The organism is Flavobacterium sp. ov086 (assembly GCF_900187965.1).
GTDB lineage: Bacteria > Bacteroidota > Bacteroidia > Flavobacteriales > Flavobacteriaceae > Flavobacterium.
In genome coordinates, this window is sequence record NZ_FZNL01000013.1 from 108,513 (window position 1) to 126,065 (window position 17,553).

At 33.2% G+C, this 17,553-nt stretch carries 16 protein-coding genes; 9 read left to right on the forward strand and 7 right to left on the reverse strand.

Annotated features, from left to right (window positions below):
- Positions 1–56: 56 nt before the first annotated feature.
- Positions 57–1,589: an FMN-binding glutamate synthase family protein gene (locus tag CHB81_RS15070; protein WP_089352684.1), complete on the reverse strand. Its 1,533-nt coding sequence runs from the start codon at positions 1,587–1,589 to the stop codon at positions 57–59.
- 34 nt (positions 1,590–1,623) lie between these two features.
- Positions 1,624–2,406 (reverse strand): NYN domain-containing protein, encoded by a 783-nt coding sequence (locus CHB81_RS15075; protein ID WP_089352685.1) that lies wholly within the window; start codon positions 2,404–2,406, stop codon positions 1,624–1,626.
- Positions 2,407–2,607: 201 nt separating this feature from the next.
- On the opposite strand from CHB81_RS15075, the gene CHB81_RS15080 reads away from it, so the two are divergent.
- The 4 genes from CHB81_RS15080 (at position 2,608) to CHB81_RS15095 (ending at position 5,747) form a co-directional block, all read left to right on the forward strand.
- Positions 2,608–3,057, forward strand: a complete 450-nt coding sequence (locus tag CHB81_RS15080) for an Rrf2 family transcriptional regulator (RefSeq protein WP_089352686.1) — start codon at positions 2,608–2,610, stop codon at positions 3,055–3,057.
- Positions 3,058–3,082: 25 nt separating this feature from the next.
- The gene (gene azu, locus CHB81_RS15085) at positions 3,083–3,598 is read left to right on the forward strand and encodes an azurin (protein ID WP_089352687.1); all 516 of its coding nucleotides are present in this window, start codon (positions 3,083–3,085) and stop codon (positions 3,596–3,598) included.
- 108 nt (positions 3,599–3,706) lie between these two features.
- Complete coding sequence (gene ric / locus CHB81_RS15090; protein ID WP_089352688.1) at positions 3,707–4,429, forward strand: iron-sulfur cluster repair di-iron protein; 723 nt, start codon at positions 3,707–3,709, stop codon at positions 4,427–4,429.
- A 97-nt stretch (positions 4,430–4,526) separates the two neighbouring features.
- Positions 4,527–5,747, forward strand: a complete 1,221-nt coding sequence (locus tag CHB81_RS15095) for a hypothetical protein (protein WP_089352689.1) — start codon at positions 4,527–4,529, stop codon at positions 5,745–5,747.
- A gap of 41 nt (positions 5,748–5,788) precedes the next feature.
- On the opposite strand, the gene CHB81_RS15100 is transcribed toward CHB81_RS15095, so the two are convergent.
- Genes CHB81_RS15100 through nirK form a run of 3 tightly spaced genes read right to left on the reverse strand, consistent with a single transcriptional unit; the run spans position 5,789 to position 8,613 of the window.
- Positions 5,789–6,391 (reverse strand): SCO family protein, encoded by a 603-nt coding sequence (locus CHB81_RS15100; RefSeq protein WP_089352690.1) that lies wholly within the window; start codon positions 6,389–6,391, stop codon positions 5,789–5,791.
- A 19-nt stretch (positions 6,392–6,410) separates the two neighbouring features.
- A complete protein-coding gene (locus CHB81_RS15105) occupies positions 6,411–7,181 on the reverse strand; it encodes a formylglycine-generating enzyme family protein (protein WP_089352691.1) in 771 nt (256 codons plus the stop codon).
- 13 nt (positions 7,182–7,194) lie between these two features.
- The gene (nirK, locus tag CHB81_RS15110) at positions 7,195–8,613 is read right to left on the reverse strand and encodes a copper-containing nitrite reductase (RefSeq protein ID WP_254921118.1); all 1,419 of its coding nucleotides are present in this window, start codon (positions 8,611–8,613) and stop codon (positions 7,195–7,197) included.
- A gap of 323 nt (positions 8,614–8,936) precedes the next feature.
- Here nirK and CHB81_RS15115 point away from each other — a divergent pair, with 323 nt between their 5' ends.
- Both CHB81_RS15115 and CHB81_RS15120 read left to right on the forward strand, forming a co-directional pair.
- On the forward strand, positions 8,937–10,199 hold the full coding sequence (locus CHB81_RS15115) for a pyridoxal phosphate-dependent aminotransferase family protein (RefSeq protein WP_089352693.1): 1,263 nt from the start codon (positions 8,937–8,939) through the stop codon (positions 10,197–10,199).
- Between the two features lie 121 nt (positions 10,200–10,320).
- Complete coding sequence (locus CHB81_RS15120; protein ID WP_089352694.1) at positions 10,321–10,800, forward strand: hypothetical protein; 480 nt, start codon at positions 10,321–10,323, stop codon at positions 10,798–10,800.
- 89 nt (positions 10,801–10,889) lie between these two features.
- On the opposite strand, the gene CHB81_RS15125 is transcribed toward CHB81_RS15120, so the two are convergent.
- Together CHB81_RS15125 and CHB81_RS15130 are read right to left on the reverse strand one after the other, a co-directional pair.
- Positions 10,890–12,008, reverse strand: coding sequence for a GNAT family N-acetyltransferase (locus tag CHB81_RS15125; protein ID WP_089352695.1), 1,119 nt, complete (start codon positions 12,006–12,008; stop codon positions 10,890–10,892).
- Positions 12,009–12,059: 51 nt separating this feature from the next.
- Positions 12,060–13,034 carry a transporter gene (locus CHB81_RS15130; RefSeq protein ID WP_089352696.1) on the reverse strand — a complete coding sequence of 325 codons (975 nt, stop codon included), beginning with the start codon at positions 13,032–13,034 and terminating at the stop codon, positions 12,060–12,062.
- Between the two features lie 124 nt (positions 13,035–13,158).
- On the opposite strand from CHB81_RS15130, the gene CHB81_RS15135 reads away from it, so the two are divergent.
- The 3 genes from CHB81_RS15135 to CHB81_RS15150 all read left to right on the forward strand — a co-directional run bounded on the left by CHB81_RS15135 (position 13,159) and on the right by CHB81_RS15150 (position 17,553).
- Entirely contained in the window at positions 13,159–13,443 is a 285-nt protein-coding gene (locus tag CHB81_RS15135) for a DUF4834 family protein (RefSeq protein WP_089352697.1), read from the forward strand.
- Between the two features lie 51 nt (positions 13,444–13,494).
- Positions 13,495–15,930: a YfhO family protein gene (locus CHB81_RS15140; protein WP_089352698.1), complete on the forward strand. Its 2,436-nt coding sequence runs from the start codon at positions 13,495–13,497 to the stop codon at positions 15,928–15,930.
- Positions 15,931–16,263: 333 nt separating this feature from the next.
- Positions 16,264–17,553 (forward strand): glycosyltransferase family 4 protein, encoded by a 1,290-nt coding sequence (locus CHB81_RS15150; RefSeq protein ID WP_089352700.1) that lies wholly within the window; start codon positions 16,264–16,266, stop codon positions 17,551–17,553.

Here is a 17,553-nt window from a genome sequence, read left to right on the forward strand (position 1 = left end):
GTTGTTTTAAACAGCATTTGATGAAAATATTTCTAATGAAAAGTTTCTTTGTGAATTCAAAGAGACTTTTTGTCATTAATGTGTTTAGCTACATTCGTTAAAATATCCGGAAAATAAGAATCGGATAGGTTTCCAAATTCGTCGCCACGCATAAAGATGTTAATGTCAACATCAGCAAAATTTTTCTTGCCGGCTGCAGCCAAAAGTTCATTTGCAGCGTGCAAAGTATTTTTATGGAAATGATAAACACGATCTGATTTATCGGTTACAACAAGACCTTTCATAAGCATTTTGTTTTGAGTTGCAACTCCGGTAGGACATTCGTTATTATGACAACGCAATGCCTGAATACAACCTAAGGAGAACATGAAACCACGAGCACTATTGCACATGTCTGCCCCCAAAGCAACGGCATGTAAAATAGAATATCCGGAAATAATTTTTCCGCTGCCAATAATGCGTATTTTATCTCGAATATTCAGTCTGACCAATGTTTTGTTTACAAAGATTAAAGCCGGTTCAAAAGGCATTCCAACGCCATCTGCAAATTCTAACGGAGCAGCTCCGGTACCTCCTTCGGCACCATCAACGGTTATGAAATCAGGAAAAATATCTTCGGCAATCATCTCGTGACAAATAGCTTCAAATTCGTTGGTGTTACCAATACATAATTTAAATCCAATAGGTTTTCCGTTTGATAATTCACGCAATCGCGCAATAAAATGAATAAGTCCTTTGCTGTCTGAAAAAGCATGATGCCCGGGAGGAGAAAGAATCATTGTATGTGGTTCAACGCCTCTTATTTTTGCAATTTGTACGGTGTTTTTAGCCGCAGGAAGTACACCACCATGACCTGGTTTTGCACCTTGCGAAAGCTTAATCTCAATCATTTTTACGTTAGGAAGATTGGCTTTTTCTGAGAATTTTTCAGGATCAAAATTTCCTTCAGCATTTCGGCATCCAAAATATCCTGTTCCAATTTGCCACGTAATATCGCCACCGCCTGCAAGATGAAATTCGGTTAAACCACCTTCTCCAGTATTTTGATAGAAATTTCCTTTTTTAGCACCAATGTTTATGGCGCGAACCGCATTTTCGCTTAGCGAACCAAAACTCATAGCCGAAACATTAAATAAAGAAGCAAGATAGGGTTGTTTACAATCTTTCCCGCCTACTAATACACGAGGTAATTCTTCGTTAACTTTTGCGGGAAAAACAGAATGTTTTATTCCTTCGTAACTATCATGATTTAAGTTTTGTTGTGTTCCAAAAGGTGTGCTTGAATCGATATTTTTGGCTCTTTGGTACACTAAGGAACGCTGATTTCTGGAGAATGGTTTTCCATCAGTCGATCTTTCGATAAAATATTGCTGAATTTCAGGAGCAATCATTTCAAATAAATATCTGAAATAGCCTAAAACCGGGAAATTTCTTAGAATAGCATGTTTAGTTTGAGTTGTATTGTAAACACCAACAATTAATAGTATTGGCAAAAGAATAACGAGTAAAAAACCGCGGTCAGTATAGTAATAAGTTACTGCAACAATTAGAAACAATAAGAATCCGTAGATAAAGAATTTTTTTCTCATGTTTTTAAAATTTTAATATATGATAATTTAATAATTAGTTGAAACGTAATCGAACGTAAACATGTTTAATTCCTTTTTTGTCTGATTCTCTTTCGTCGATTTCAAGAATTTCAGTCAAAGATTTTAACATTGGCGTAAGCTTAGAAAAACCATAGTTTCTTGGGTCAAATTCAGGTTTCTTCTTAACGATTAAATTTCCTACATCGCCCAAAAATGCCCAGCCATCGTCGTCTTCAATATCTTCAATAGTGGCTTCAATAAGTTCGATGGTTTGCTTGTCAATTTTATGTAAAGCTTTTTCGGCGGGTTTTTCTACAGGTTTTTTGGCATCAGCGGCAGCGGTAACTTTTGGTTTTTTCTTCTGGATTGCTCCATCCAAAACTTCAATATAAATAAATCTGTCACAGGCTACTATAAAGGAGTTTGGCGTTTTCTTTTCGCCAATACCAATAACTTTCATGCCAGATTCACGAAGGCGAATTGCCAAACGGGTAAAATCGCTATCGCTCGAAACAATGCAAAATCCATCTAGTTTACCGGAATAAAGCAAATCCATTGCATCGATAATTAAGGCAGAATCTGAGGAGTTTTTTCCAACAGTATAACTGTATTGTTGAATAGGAGTGATGGCATGTTCGAGTAAAACACCTTTCCAGCCATTAGAATTTGGTTTGGTCCAGTCTGCATAAATACGTTTTGTAGTTGGTGTTCCAAATTTCGTTATTTCTTCCATCATACCTTTTACGTTGCTGTACGGAACGTTGTCGGCATCAATAAGAACGGCTAATTTTAGATCTTTAGAGTTGCTTAAAGCCATTATTTAGGTATTAAAAAAATTAGATAAATTCAAAGGTAAAACTAAAATTGGTTTTATGGGAATTTGATCTTAAATAAGTCTTTTTCCGGATATTAATTATTTTGATTATAAATAAGATATTTTTTATAAAAATTAATTAAGGATAAATTTGTCTTTTAATGCTTCTTTGAATATATTTGTAATCAATTTAATCCATTTTTTATGTTTTCAAAAGCATGTGAGTACGGCATTCGGGCTTCTATATTTATTGCTACCAAATCGTCAGAAGGAATTCGGGTCGGGATAAAAGATGTGGCAAAAGAAATAGATTCTCCGGAACCTTTTACGGCCAAAATAATGCAGATTCTGACTAAGAATGGTATTATTATTTCGGCAAAAGGAGTTGGTGGCGGTTTTGAGGTTTCAAATGAAGCTGTAAAATCTATAAAACTAATCCAAATTGTAGATGCAATTGATGGCGATGCCATTTATAAAGGCTGCGGTATTGGGCTTAAAGAATGTTCAGAAACGCATCCTTGTCCGGTTCATAATGAGTTTAAAAAAATCCGTGAATTATTACTGGCAATGCTTTCCAATACTACATTAGAACAGTTGGCTTCGGGAGTAAATTCCGGAGATTTTTATTTGAAAACATTAATTAAAAACGAATAAAATATTATAATTTAAATACTTAATAATGAATAAAAGAATTAAAATTTCGATGATAATGCTAATGGGATTTTTAGCAGTAACTTCTTGCGGAAAAAAAGAAACAGCACCAACTGATGAGCAAACAGAAGCTAACGAATCAACTGGTGAGGGAGAAACTCCTGCTGTAAGCAATGTTTTGGTTATTGAAGGAAACGATCAAATGCAGTTTAATGAAACAGAATTGCATGCTGTTGCCGGAAAACCAATTACCTTAACGCTAAAACATGTTGGTCAAACGCCAAAAGAAGCAATGGGACATAATTTAGTGATTTTGCAAGAAGGTACAGATGAAGCTGCTTTTGCAACAAAAGCAATGGCGGCAAAAGACACTGATTATATTCCTGCATCAGAAAAAGCATCAATTGTAGCGCATACTAAATTACTTGGTGGAGGAGAAGAGGATACAATCGAATTTACTATTGATAAAAAAGGAACTTATAACTTTTTATGTACTTTTCCGGGGCATTATGCAATGATGAAAGGTGTTTTAATAGTAGAATAAAGTATAAACTCTAATGCTTTTAAGTGCTGGAGTTTTTTAATATCACAATAAAAGATAGTTTTGTCTTTTATTGTGATTTCAATAAATAATAAATTAAATAAAAGTAAAATGGAAAATTTAAAAAATAAAACAATTGGTTCATTTGTAGCACAGGATTTTAGAACAGCTGCGGTATTTACAAAATATCAAATCGATTTTTGCTGTAAAGGCAACAGAACTCTTGCTGAAGTTTGCGAAAAACAAGAAATCGACGCAGATGTTTTACTGCAAAATGTTTATGATGTTCTTCAGTCTGAAAAAGGGAATACAATTGACTTTAATTCTTGGCCTTTAGATTTATTAGTAGATTATATTGAGAAAACGCATCACCGTTATGTAGAAGAGAAAACAACGGTTCTTATTCAGTTTTTAGATAAATTATGCAGTGTTCATGGCGCAGGTCATCCGGAATTGTTTAAAATAAATGAATTGTTTACAGCAGGTGCGGGCGAGCTTTCTCAACATATGAAAAAAGAAGAATTGATGTTATTCCCTTTTATCAAAAGAATGGTTAAAACCAAAGAAGCTAATGGTGTTTTATCTCAACCTTCTTTTGGGACGGTATCAAATCCAATTGCAATGATGATGCAGGAACATGATAATGAAGGAGAACGCTTTAGAGAAATCGCAATTTTAACTAATAATTATACTGCGCCAAGTGATGGCTGTACCACTTATAAAGTAACTTTTGCAATGCTAAAAGAGTTTGAAGAAGATTTGCACAAGCATATTCATCTTGAGAATAATATTTTGTTTCCTAAAGCTGTAATTTTAGAACAAGAGTTCGCTTAGAATAATAAGGTTAGAAAGAAATGCACTAAGCGAATCCTATCAAAATGGATTGTTCTTAGTGCATTTTTATTTAAAAGAAAATAAAACCAGATCTGTAATGAACTCACAAAGAAGTTGGATAATATGTTGCTTTTTTAATTTTCTGATAGCGGCAGTTATGGGATTGTTAATGCGTTTCTCTTTTTTGTTTCCTTTAAAAAGTATAAACTATATTTATACGCTTCATGCGCATTCTCATGTTGCGATGTTGGGCTGGGTTTATTTGATGATTTACGTTTTGGTAGTTCATTTTTTTATTCCAAAAGATAAAAGTCAGAAACCAATTTATAATCAATTATTCTGGATTACTGAATTTAGTGTTATCGGAATGATGATTTCATTTCCAATTCAAGGATATGCTTTGTTTTCGATTGTATTTTCGACGTTACATATTTTATTGAGTTATGTTTTTTGCTGGCTAGTTTGGAGAGATTGTTCTAATGGCAGAATATGTGATAAAAGACTTTTGCAAATGGCAATTCTGTTTATGGTATTTTCTACATTTGGAGTTTGGTGTTTAGGACCAACAATAAATATGTTGGGAAAACAAAGTTCTTTTTATCAAATAGCCATTCAGTTTTTTCTGCATTTTCAATTTAATGGCTGGTTTTTATTTGCTGTTTTGGCTTTGTTTCTTAAACAGTTTAAAAATAAAATAGCGGTAAACGAATTTAGAATTTTTTCGACATTACTTATAATAGCTACTTTGCTTACGGTTGCATTTCCTGTAAGCTGGTATATTAAAAATAGTATTTTGAATGCGACCAATACAGTTGGAGTTCTGTTGCAATTGGTTTCTTTTATTTATTTCTACAGAATGCTGAAACCTCAAATAAAGCAGTTCAAAACGAATTTAGATGCAACAGCGAAATTGGCTTATAGTTTGGCATTATGGTCTTTATTTCTAAAAATTGGAATACAATTAATGGTTGTTATACCTGATCTTGCTGAAGTTTCACATCAAATTAGAAATTGGGTTATTGGATTTATTCACTTAACAACATTAGGAATCATAACAGGATTTTTATTGGGTATATTGTTTCAGAACAAACTTTTATCAAGTCAATCCTATTGGTTTAAAATTGGAATAAAATCTTTTTTTCTGGGATATGCGTTGACTGAAATATTCTTGTTTTTACAAGGAATCTTTTTTTATCAAAATAAGGGATTACTTTTTGGGTATTACGAAAGTGTTTTTGGAGCCAGTATTTTTATAATCATCGGTTTGATATTAATGATTACTTCAATACTAAAAACAAAAAAAACAAGAGTCGATTAATTAAAATCGCCTCTTGCTTTCTTCCGAATCAACCTTAAAAATTATATTTTTTGAGCTTCGTTATTTATTGTTTTCACTGTCTCTGCATTATTCACGCCCAAGCCTTCTTGCTGAAATATCAATTCGCCATCAGGATTAAAAACGCTTATAATATTAGAATGAGAAAAATCCATAGGAGAAATTTGTTTGTAATTTATTGCCAGAACAGCAGCAAATTCACGTGTGTTTTCTTCTGTAGAACGAAGAAATATCCAAGGGTTTTGATTCATTTTATTGACTATTGCAAAAGCTTTTAATTTTTGAGGTGTATCAGTTTTCGGATCTATACTTACCAAAATAAGTTTGACATTTTTTTTGGTTTTTTGATCTAGTTTTTTCTCGATATCTCTCATATCTGCCACTAATCTGGGACACGCAGCTTTGCAGGAAGTATAAATCATAACCATAACAAGGACATTCCCTTTAAGGCTTTTTAGTTCGATGTTTTTCCCATCTTGCGTAGTCCATTGAGAAGGCAAATTATAAATGGACAGATCTGTTATTTCTTTAGTTTCTACTTTTGGTTTGTTTTCTTCTTTCTTAGAATCCTTACAGCTTTGTAAAGTAAAAAGAAGCATAAAAAACACAATTATTGATTTTTTCATTTTTAAAATGATTTTGTAATTATAGTTTTGTTGTACTGGCACATCGAAATCCTAAATTTCGTGTTGAATATTGTGCTTTAAGACTTCCTCTAAAAGCGTATCGCATAAAAGCGGCATAATCCATTAAATCTGTTGCATTGACAGAAGCAGCACCACAAAAGAGATTTTTATCATTGCTTTTGTCTTTTCTGGATTCTCCGGATAAAAAAATGCTGTTAAAATCAGAAGTCCATTCCCATACCAATCCGTGCATGTCGTAAACGCCCCAATAATTTTTGAAGGTTTTGCCAATTGGATTCTCGTATGTTTTTGATTTTTCATACCACGACAAAATGTATTTGTTGAATTCTGCTTTGGTTCTCGCGTCTATCTTTTTTTCATCGGCCATAGCTGCATATTCCCATTCTTCCATTGTTGGTAAACGTTTTCCTTGGCACTCGCAATATTTTTTGGCGGCAAACCAGGAAATATTTGTAACGGGAGATTTAGGATTTACGTTTCCAAAATCAAAATCAGTTTTCCAATATTGTAAATAGCTTTTATCGGCAAAAATCCCTTTTATTTTAGATTTACCGTAATCAGGATTCTTCTTGACAAAACTTAGATATTCACTATTGGTAACGGGATAAACATCGATATAAAATGACTTGACGTTGACAGGTTTTTTTGTTGTAGCTCCGTAAAGAGGGACAAAATTGCCCTCTTTTATCGGAACCATTTTCGATTCTTGTCCACTTATAGATGGAATTTGGACTAAGAAAAGAATAAGAATTAAAATGCTCTTTTGCATATTATTGATGCGATTATCGTTGTGCTTTTACCATTTCTGGAGTAACTTCGGTTTTATTATTTCCCCAACTGTTATAGATATAAGTCATAACATTGGCAATTTCATCATCAGATAAGTTTTGTGCCGGCATAATGCTGTTAAATTTCTTCCCATTTACGGTTACTTCGCCGCTTAAACCATGAAGAATTGTTTTGATGGCACGTTTAGAATCTGCATTTAAATAATCTGATTTTGCAAGAGGAGGGAAAGCATTTGGAATTCCTTGTCCTTCAGATTGATGGCAGGCAAAACAGGTTGTCTCGAAAATTTCTTTTCCAATTTTTATTCTGTCTGCTACAGTTCTTTTTGGCGGAGCTGTTTTTACTGCTGTGTTAGCTGGCATATTCTGGATAGTTCCACCTTCGGGCAAATAAATTCCTTCCTGAATTGTTCCGGAATAAATCTTTTTATTTTCGTTGCCTTCAACTTTTAGAATTCCTAAAGCACCTTTATTAAATGCTCTGAAAATAGAGTGATCTACCAAAATGAAATTTCCGGGAGTTTCTACTTTAAAATCAACAATAGCAGATCCACCTGCAGGAATCAAAGTAGTTTGAACATTTTTATTGATAAGAGCGCCACCTTCTACATGAACATTATCGAATATTTCTCCAATTACGTGAAACGACGAAACTAAGTTTGGACCACCGTTTCCAACAAATAATCGGACCGTTTCGCCTACTTTTGCGGTAAGTTCATTTCCGTTGGTCAGCGAACCTACTTTTCCGTTAAAAACGACATAATCCGGAGTTTCTTTAACTGCTTTATTCATGTCAAAAGGCTGAAGTCCTTTGGCTCCATATTCGCCTTGTGTATAAAAATCACCTTGCATAACGTAGTATTCCTTATCAACTGGAGGAAGTCCGCCTTCTGGTTCAACCAAAATCAAACCATACATTCCGTTTGCAATATGCATTCCCACAGGCGCAGTCGCACAATGATACACGTACAAACCTGGATTTATTACTTTAAAACTAAAAACTTTTTCATGACCCGGAGCTACTAAAGAGGATGATGCGCCTCCACCAGGACCAGTTACAGCATGTAAGTCAATGTTGTGCGGTAATTTATTGTCAGGATGATTCTTTAAGTGAAACTCAACTTCGTCTCCAACACGAGTTCTAATGAAGCTTCCGGGAACGGAACCGCCAAATGTCCAATAAGTATATGTCACGCCATCGGCCATAGTGCCTTCCTGTTCTTTTATTTCCATGTTTACTTTTAGTTTCATGGCGGGACGATTACCAACAGGCTTCGGAACTTTTGGCGGCGCTGTAAGTTCCGCTTCCATTTGTCCGTCAGTACTAATTTTGGTGTAATCGGTTGGAGTTTCGTCTTTTTTGCATGATGATACGACCATTGCCACGCATATTGCATAAAAAAAGATTTTCATTTTACCGGAAGTTAGGTGCTTCTTTCTCATAATTATTTGGTTCTATTTTAGTTTTAAATCTGAAGTAAAAATAAAAGACTGTTTTGTCTTTTATTATGATAAAAGTCATGTATTTCGTACTTTTTGATCGGTTATTTCAAATTTTTTGATTTTATGAAGGATATAATCTTACAAGAAAAGATGTGTAGACTGAAAGCTTTACTGATAAGGACTCGATATGGGCAATATTTTTTAATAAAAATAATTACCAAACTCTATTTTAGAATAATAATCATTATTTTTGCACCCTGTATAAATTAAAATTATTACTTCAAAATATATTTATGGTAAAAGATTTATTCGAAAGAATTCAGAACAACAAAGGGCCATTAGGAAAATGGGCTTCACAAGCTGAGGGTTATTTTGTTTTCCCTAAATTAGAAGGTGAACTTGGTCCAAGAATGCAATTTGGTGGAAAAAATATTTTAAATTGGAGTTTGAATGACTATTTAGGTCTTGCAAATCATCCAGAGGTTCGTCAGGCTGATATTGATGCTGCAACTCAATACGGAGCAGCTTATCCAATGGGAGCTCGTATGATGTCTGGACATACTAAATACCACGAACAATTAGAAAATGAGTTGGCTGAATTTGTAATGAAACCAGCAGCTTATTTATTGAATTTTGGTTATCAGGGAATGGTATCTACTATTGATGCGTTGGTTACTAAAAATGATATTATTGTTTATGATGTAGATTCTCATGCTTGTATTATTGATGGTGTTCGTTTGCATATGGGTAAACGTTTTACCTACAAACACAATGATCTTGAGAGTATGGAGAAAAATCTGCAACGTGCTACTAAAATGGCTACAGAAACAGGTGGTGGAATTTTGTTTATTACCGAAGGCGTTTTCGGAATGCGAGGACAACAAGGTAAATTAAAAGAAATTGTTGCTTTAAAAGAGAAATATAATTTCCGTCTATTAGTAGATGATGCACATGGTTTTGGTACACTTGGTAAAACAGGAGCCGGAGCAGGTGAAGAGCAAGGAGTTCAGGATGGTATTGATGTTTATTTCTCGACTTTTGCAAAATCAATGGCAAATATTGGAGCTTTTATTGCTGCGGATAAAGACATCATTGATTATTTAAAATATAATTTACGTTCTCAAATGTTTGCAAAAGCATTACCAATGATTCAAACAATTGGTTCTTTGAAGCGTTTAGAGTTATTACGTAATCATCCGGAATTGAAAGATAAACTTTGGGAAAATGTTAATGCATTGCAAAACGGATTACGTTCAAGAAACTTCAATATTGGAGATACAAATACTTGTGTAACACCTGTTTATTTAGAGGGAAGTGTTCCGGAAGCAATGGTTATGGTAAATGATTTAAGAGAAAACTATGGCATTTTCTTATCGATTGTAATTTATCCGGTAATTCCAAAAGGTATTATTCTATTGAGAATGATTCCAACAACTTCACATACTTTAGGTGATATTGATGAAACACTTACTGCATTTGAAGCAATTCGTGAAAAATTAGAAAACGGAACGTACAAAGAAATTGCAAGTAGAACTACTGTTGATCTTGATGCTTAATTTCTAGAAAATAGATTCCTGTAATATGGAAATTATGTAAAAAAATCCATTCGTTATGCGAATGGATTTTTTTTTATTTAGTGTAAATTTATATTTCTAAACCACAGTAAAAAATAGCATTATGAAAAAAGTATTAGCAATAACAGCAATAATTTTAGTTGTTTTAGTTTCTTGTAAAAAGGCAGAGCCTACACCCGCACCTGAAATTACGCCAGATCCTCCAAAAGAAGCTGAGGTTACAGAACCGGCAGGAGATCAGTGTTTTGCATCAAGACTAAATGGAAATATCGTGGCATTAAGTTTTAATGTAAATTCACATCAGGAAGTAAACGGAAAATTAAGTTACAATTTAACAGGAAAAGATAAAAATGAAGGTACCTTAATAGGAAACATGAAAGGTGATACGCTAATTGCAGATTATACTTTTGTGTCTGAAGGTGTTTCTTCTGTTCGAGAAGTAGTTTTTTTACAAAAAGACGGAACTCTTATCGAAGGATATGGAGATGTGGTAGACGCAAATAATAAAGTAACTTTTAAGGATAAAAAGAAATTAAAATTTGATGCAAAAAATACTTTGACTAAAGTAGATTGTCCTCAGTAGTACAGGAATAAAGAAATAAAAAAAATGTAAAAAGAAAAAATCCATTCGATTCGTCGAATGGATTTTTTTATATAATACGAAAAATACCCTTAAAGATACTTCAAATATGTTTTTCTCTGACAATGAACTTTTGGATCAAAGTTTTTCCATAATAAATGAATCGCTGTATTGTCTGCTAATTCTGGAGTTCTGATGCAAGTTTGAATTCCTTTTTCAGAGAAAGTTTTAAAATACTCATCAAAGATAATTGCTGTAACGCCTTTGTTTTGGTAGTCCGGATGAACTCCGATAAGGTAAAAAACAACATCTTTACTCTTTCTGCGGGCTCTCAATAAGTGAATGAATCCAAAAGGGAATAGCTTTCCTTTAGCTTTTTGTAAAGCTTCAGAAAAGCTTGGCATTACGATACTAAAAGCAACCAGATTGTCATCTTTGTCAACCACAAATTTGATGTATTCCGGATTGATAAAACTGATGTATTTCTTTTTAAAATATTCTTTCTGAACATCTGTAATTGCCACAAAAGAAGCCAGACTTGCATAAGAATCATTAAACAAATCAAACATTTTGTCGACATGCGGCATAATGTCTTTTGTCTTGGTGAAAGTTAAAGCGCGTAAATTATATCTTTTTTTGATTAGTTCTTGTGCTTTCAGGAAGAATTCAGGTTTAACATTCGAAAATGGAAAAATACTTTCGATATATTCCTTTTCTACCTGAAAACCCAGTTGCTCAAAATGTGTTACGTAATAAGGATTGTTATACCAGGTAATCATAGTTCCCATTTGGTCATACCCTTCAGTGAGAACCCCAACTTTATCCAGATTTGAGAATCCCATTGGGCCTTCAACATGCTCCAAACCGTGCTGTCTTCCAAGTTCGTAAACTTTCTCTAATAAAGCTTTTGTAACTTCGATATCATCAATAACATCAAACCAGCCAAAACGAACTTTTCTTTTATGCTGATTGTTAACTTCAGACCAGTTTATGATTGCAGTAATACGACCAACAATTTCATCGTTTTTGTACGCTATATAAAAATAAGCTTCTGCACTATCAAAAGCGGGGTTTTTGGTTTTGTCAAACGATTCTAACTCGTCTGCAATAATAGGCGGAACCCAGTATGGATTGTCTTTGTATAATGAAAACGGAAACTTAATATAGTCAGTTAGTTCTTTTTTGGTTTTGGCTTCTTTTATTGTAATCATTCAGTTGGTATTATAAAAAGTCTCTCTTGGAGAGGTTTAGTTGTTAAATTCTTATTCGTATTTAGACTTACGTTTTCTTTCTTTTTCCTGATAATCTACTTTTTGGTCTAATTCGTTATCCTTGTTCTTTTTTGCTTTTGCGCTGTTTTTTACTTCGATCTGCTTCTCTTTATAGCGTCCGTCATAACGCCATGAAACTCCTACACCGCCATAAAGTATTGACGGAGTGTTTTTGAAGTTCGTACTTATAGAAGCATCAACCTGAAGATTCGGATTGATTAAATAAGCTGCTCCGCCACGAACAATGGCATCACTGTAGAAATCGCTTTTATAGCCTTGATTTTCGATAAAACCAGACCATTTGTTATTGAATCCATGTGTTAAAGTTAATACGTAACCATAACTAGGATAGTCAGTTCCTATGTAATCAGCAATAATATTAGTTACAAAAACCCATTTTCCACCCCCAAAAAGATTTTGAGTAATCAATGCTACTTTTGGAGAAATAGCTGATTGAGGAGAAAAATAATAAGGATTATCAGCACCCACAAAATTAGCTCCTGCAAATATTGAAACCGCAGGGATTAATTCATGCCAATTAAAGCTATGATTGGCTTTGTAGCTGTATATATTATCTGTTTTGTTATAGTTTTTATAAGGATCGTAAATCAAATATTTAGCTCCTAAAACAGTTTGTCTGAAATTGTTTTTTTTATAAGAGGTAAAAGGAGTATCAAAATTTTCCATTTGATACTGAAGATCAAGAATGAATTCCAGTTTTTCAAGAAATGCACCGTAGCGCAGGGTTAAATCAGTACCAAAACCATTAGAATTATAGCCTAGTAAATCATGTTTTTCTTTAATACCGTAAATCCCTAATTCAGCTTGAAATACAGTTTTTCCAACGGCGTATGCAGACATTGTTTCGCCTGGACGATTGGAGTTGATAATGTCAGTATATTGTGCGAAAAAAACTTGCGGTACAAAAAAAAGAGCTGTAAGAAATAAGTTTTTAGTTTTTAACATAGATGTATTATTTGATTAAAAAGTAATAACGCATTTCAAATGTACTATATTTTATTATTTATTTAAGATTGATATTTTAATTTTAAACAATGGATTTATTAATTTTGGAAAAAATTATACGATTATGCAAGAAGCATCTTTTACAGGTTTAATAAAAGCCATATGCTATATGGTGGCATTTTATTATATTTTTAAGTTTTTGGCTAGAATCTTTTTACCGGTATTGGTAAAAAAGGCAGTTGAAAAAGCAGGCGAGAATTTTCAGAGACAACAACAATATAGTCAGGATAATACATGGCAAAAAACACGTACAAATAATGATGAAATAATCATTAATACTGCCAATGCAAAAAATCCTCGTGAAACCAAAAAGGTTGGCGATTATGTTGATTACGAAGAAATAGATTAAGTTTGTGTCCTAAAAAATAGAGGATTCATCATTTAACCAAACCTGCCAAAATTGAAAATAGTAAATAAGTTCTATCCGCATGCCCTTGTTATATTAGGGTTTATTCTCGTTTCTTTAATTTATTTTTATCCTGTTTTACAAGGAAAGCAAATTTTCCAATCGGATATTGCTCAATATACCGGAATGGCAAAAGAGCAAAATGACTTTAGAGCAACAGAACATTCTGAACCATATTGGACAAATTCAGCATTTGGCGGAATGCCAACGTATCAGTTAGGGGCAAATTATCCTAATGATTTCGTGGGGCATTTAGATGATGTTTTACGTTTTTTACCTCGTCCGGCAGATTATTTGTTTTTATATTTCTTAGGTTTTTATGGCTTGTTATTAGTTTTAAAAACAGATCCTTTAAAAGCATTTATTGGAGCCATTGCCTTTGGTTTCTCAACTTATTTAATCATTATTCTTGGGGTTGGTCATAATGCAAAAGCACATGCAATTGCTTATATGCCATTGGTCATCGCCGGATTTATAATGGTTTTTCAGAAAAAATATATTTGGGGAGGTTTACTCACCATGTTTGCCGTTGCACTTGAAGTGAATGCAAATCACTTTCAGATGACTTATTATTTATTGATTTTCTTATTGATACTTTCTGGATACTTTGCTTTTCAATTTATCAAAGAAAAAGAATATAAGCCACTTTTAACAGCTATTGGAGTTTTGGCTGTAGCCGGAATTTTTGCTATTGGTGCCAATGCCACTAATTTAATGGCAACAAGTGAATATGCTAAATTTAGTACACGTAGTAATAGCGAATTGACTTTTAATCCTGATGGATCTAAAAAGACAAATGAAAATGCTTTGAGCCGTGAGTATATCACAGAATACAGTTACGGAATTGCAGAAAGTTTTAACTTGATTGCGCCAAGACTTTTTGGAGGTTCAAATCATGAAAATGTTGGAACTGATAGCCGTATGTATTCCTTTATGATAGAACAAGGGGTTCCAACAGAGCAAGCGCAGGATTTTGTATCCGGAATGCCAACTTATTGGGGAGACCAGCCTATTGTTGCTGCTCCGGCATATATTGGGGTTGTAGTTTTCTTCTTAGGAGTTTTGGCATTATTTATTGATGATCGAAAAATAAAATATGTATTTCTTTCAGGAGCATTATTTTCTTTAGTGCTTTCATGGGGGAAAAACTTTTCATTACTGACAGACTTTTTTATCGACTATGTTCCAATGTATGATAAGTTCAGAGCTGTGTCATCGATTCAGGTTATTCTTGAATTGTGTTTCCCGGTTTTGGCTATTATGGGACTACAATCGTTTTTTAAAGCCAAAGACGAACCTAAATTACAGCAAAAAGCACTTGTTCAAACCGGTGTTTTTGGATTAGGAATTATTTTGATTTTTGTTTTTGCTAAAGGAATGTTCCATTTTACAGGAAGCAGTGATAGTTACTTCATGCAAACTTACGGACCTGCTTTTGTTGATGCATTAAAAGAGGACAGAATGAGTCTGTATTCAGCTGATTTATTGCGTTCAGGCTTTTTTATTGTATTAACTTTTGGAATTTTATGGTTATTTATTAAAAATAAACTGGCCCAAAATACAACCTTAATTATTGTTGGTCTTTTAATGATTTTTGATTTGTTTTTTGTTGACAAAAAATATGTTTCTGCTAAAGATTTTGTGAGTCCGGTAGAAATTGCGGCTCCATTTCAGGAGACACCTTCAGATGCTCAAATTTTAAAAGATACAGGACACTATAGAGTTTTTGAGGTAAACGGAAATCTTTCGAGCGCACGTGCTTCTTATTTCCATCACTCAATAGGAGGATATCATGCTGCAAAACCTAGAAGAATGCAACAGTTATTTGATTATCAGATAGCAAAAAACAATATTGAAGCACTTAATATGTTGAATGTTAAGTATATTATTCAGACAGATAAAGAAGGGAAAGAATTTCCTGTTGTAAATCCTGATGCAAACGGAAACGCTTGGTTTGTAAGTACCGTAAAATTGGTAAATAAACCAGATGATGTCATGAAAGCTTTAGATCATCTTAACACTAAACAAGTAGCGGTTTTTAATGTTCACGATCATGAAGGCAAATTTAGAAATGCCCGAATGAAAAAAGATTGGGATACAACCGGAACCATTAAAGTTGTAGAATATAAACCAAACTATATTAAATACGAATCTGATAATGGAAAAGACGGTTTGGCAGTATTCTCTGAAATGTATTATAAAAATGGTTGGAATGCTTATATCGACGGTAAATTGACAGATCATTTCCCAGTTGATTATGTATTAAGAGCGATGGAAGTTCCGGGAGGAAAACATACAATCGAATTCAAATTTGAACCTCAGGTAGTAAAAACCGGTGGAACAATTGTTTTGGCAAGCTCAATTGGAATGTTCTTACTTTTAATAGGTGGAATTTATTTTGAGAGAAAGAAAGTTACAAGTAAGCAGTAATCAGTTTTTAGTCTCAGTTCAATTATGCTTCTGAAAGTTTTAAAAATAATTCTATTTGTCATTTTTGATTTATTAGTATTTATTTTTTGTGGACTTTATATGATGGGCTATGATGATTTTTATGATGAAAGTCAAGGAGAATATTTTAGCCTTTCGAGCATGCAGACCCAATATAAAGTGGTTTGGATTTTCTATAATTTTTGGATTGTTTTAAACTGTTTATTTTTGTTATATGTCTTATTTAGAATATTTAGAAAATCAGCTGTGAAATAACTTTTTAATCATTGTAATAACTTCTAAATTTGCAGCTTTAAAACAATAAACCCAATTTTCTTGGAACAAAAAAAACTCTTAATCATTACCTATTATTTTCCACCGGCTGGCGGACCTGGTGTTCAGCGTTGGTTGAAATTTGTAAAGTATTTGCCTGAATTTAATATTCAGCCTATTGTTTATGTTCCGGAGAATCCAACTTATCCAATAATTGACGAAGGCTTGGTTAGTGAAATTTCTGATCAGGTAATTGTTCTTAAAAATAAAATTTGGGAGCCTTATCAATTGGCATCTATCTTTTCGAAAAATAAAACAAAGAAGATTAGTTCAGGAATTTTTCCGCATAAAAAGAAACAGACTTTTTTAGATAAAACATTTCTTTGGGTTCGTGGAAATCTTTTTATTCCGGATGCTCGTGTATTTTGGGTAAAACCTTCTGTTTCTTATCTTGAAAAATATATTAAAGAAAACAATATAGATACTATTGTAACTTCGGGACCGCCGCACAGTTTACATTTAATAGGTTTAGAATTAAAAGAAAAACTAAACGTAAAATGGTTTGCAGATTTTCGTGATCCCTGGACTACAATTGGTTATCATAAAGCGTTGCGTTTATCAGCTTACGCCGATAAAAAACACAAACAATTAGAGCATAAAGTACTTAATACTGCTGATACTATTATTGTAACCAGTAAAACTACAAAAGCCGAGTTTCAGGGAATTACCAATAAACCAATTTCGGTAATTACAAATGGCTATGATATCGAAAATGTTGAGAAACAAACTTTAGATGCCAAATTTACTCTGGCACACATCGGATCATTTTTGTCAGAAAGAAACCCAAGGTTTTTATGGGAGTGTCTGGTCGAATTATTACAGGAAATTCCAGATTTTAAATCACATTTAGAGATTAAACTAATTGGAGCTGTTAGTCAGGAAGTTTTGGATGCTATTGCAGAATTTAACCTGAATGATTATTTGAATCTTCTTGGTTATGTTTCACATCATGAAGCAATTGCGCATCAAAAAAAATCACAGGTTTTACTTTTAATCGAAATAAATTCTGAAGATACAAAGAGTATTATTCCGGGTAAATTATTCGAATATATGGTTTCAAATCGCCCAATAATTGCCATAGGACCTCAAGGTTCTGATTTTGCCGATATTATAAAAGAAACTAATACAGGAGTATTTTTTGATTATTCTGAAAAAGCGAAGCTAAAAAGTGTAATTTTGGACTTTTATAATCAGTTTTTGGAAGGAAAATTACAATCTCATGGCGTTGGTTTACAACAATATTCAAGAAAAAATCTAACCAAGCAATTAGTACAATTGATTACTGAATCATAA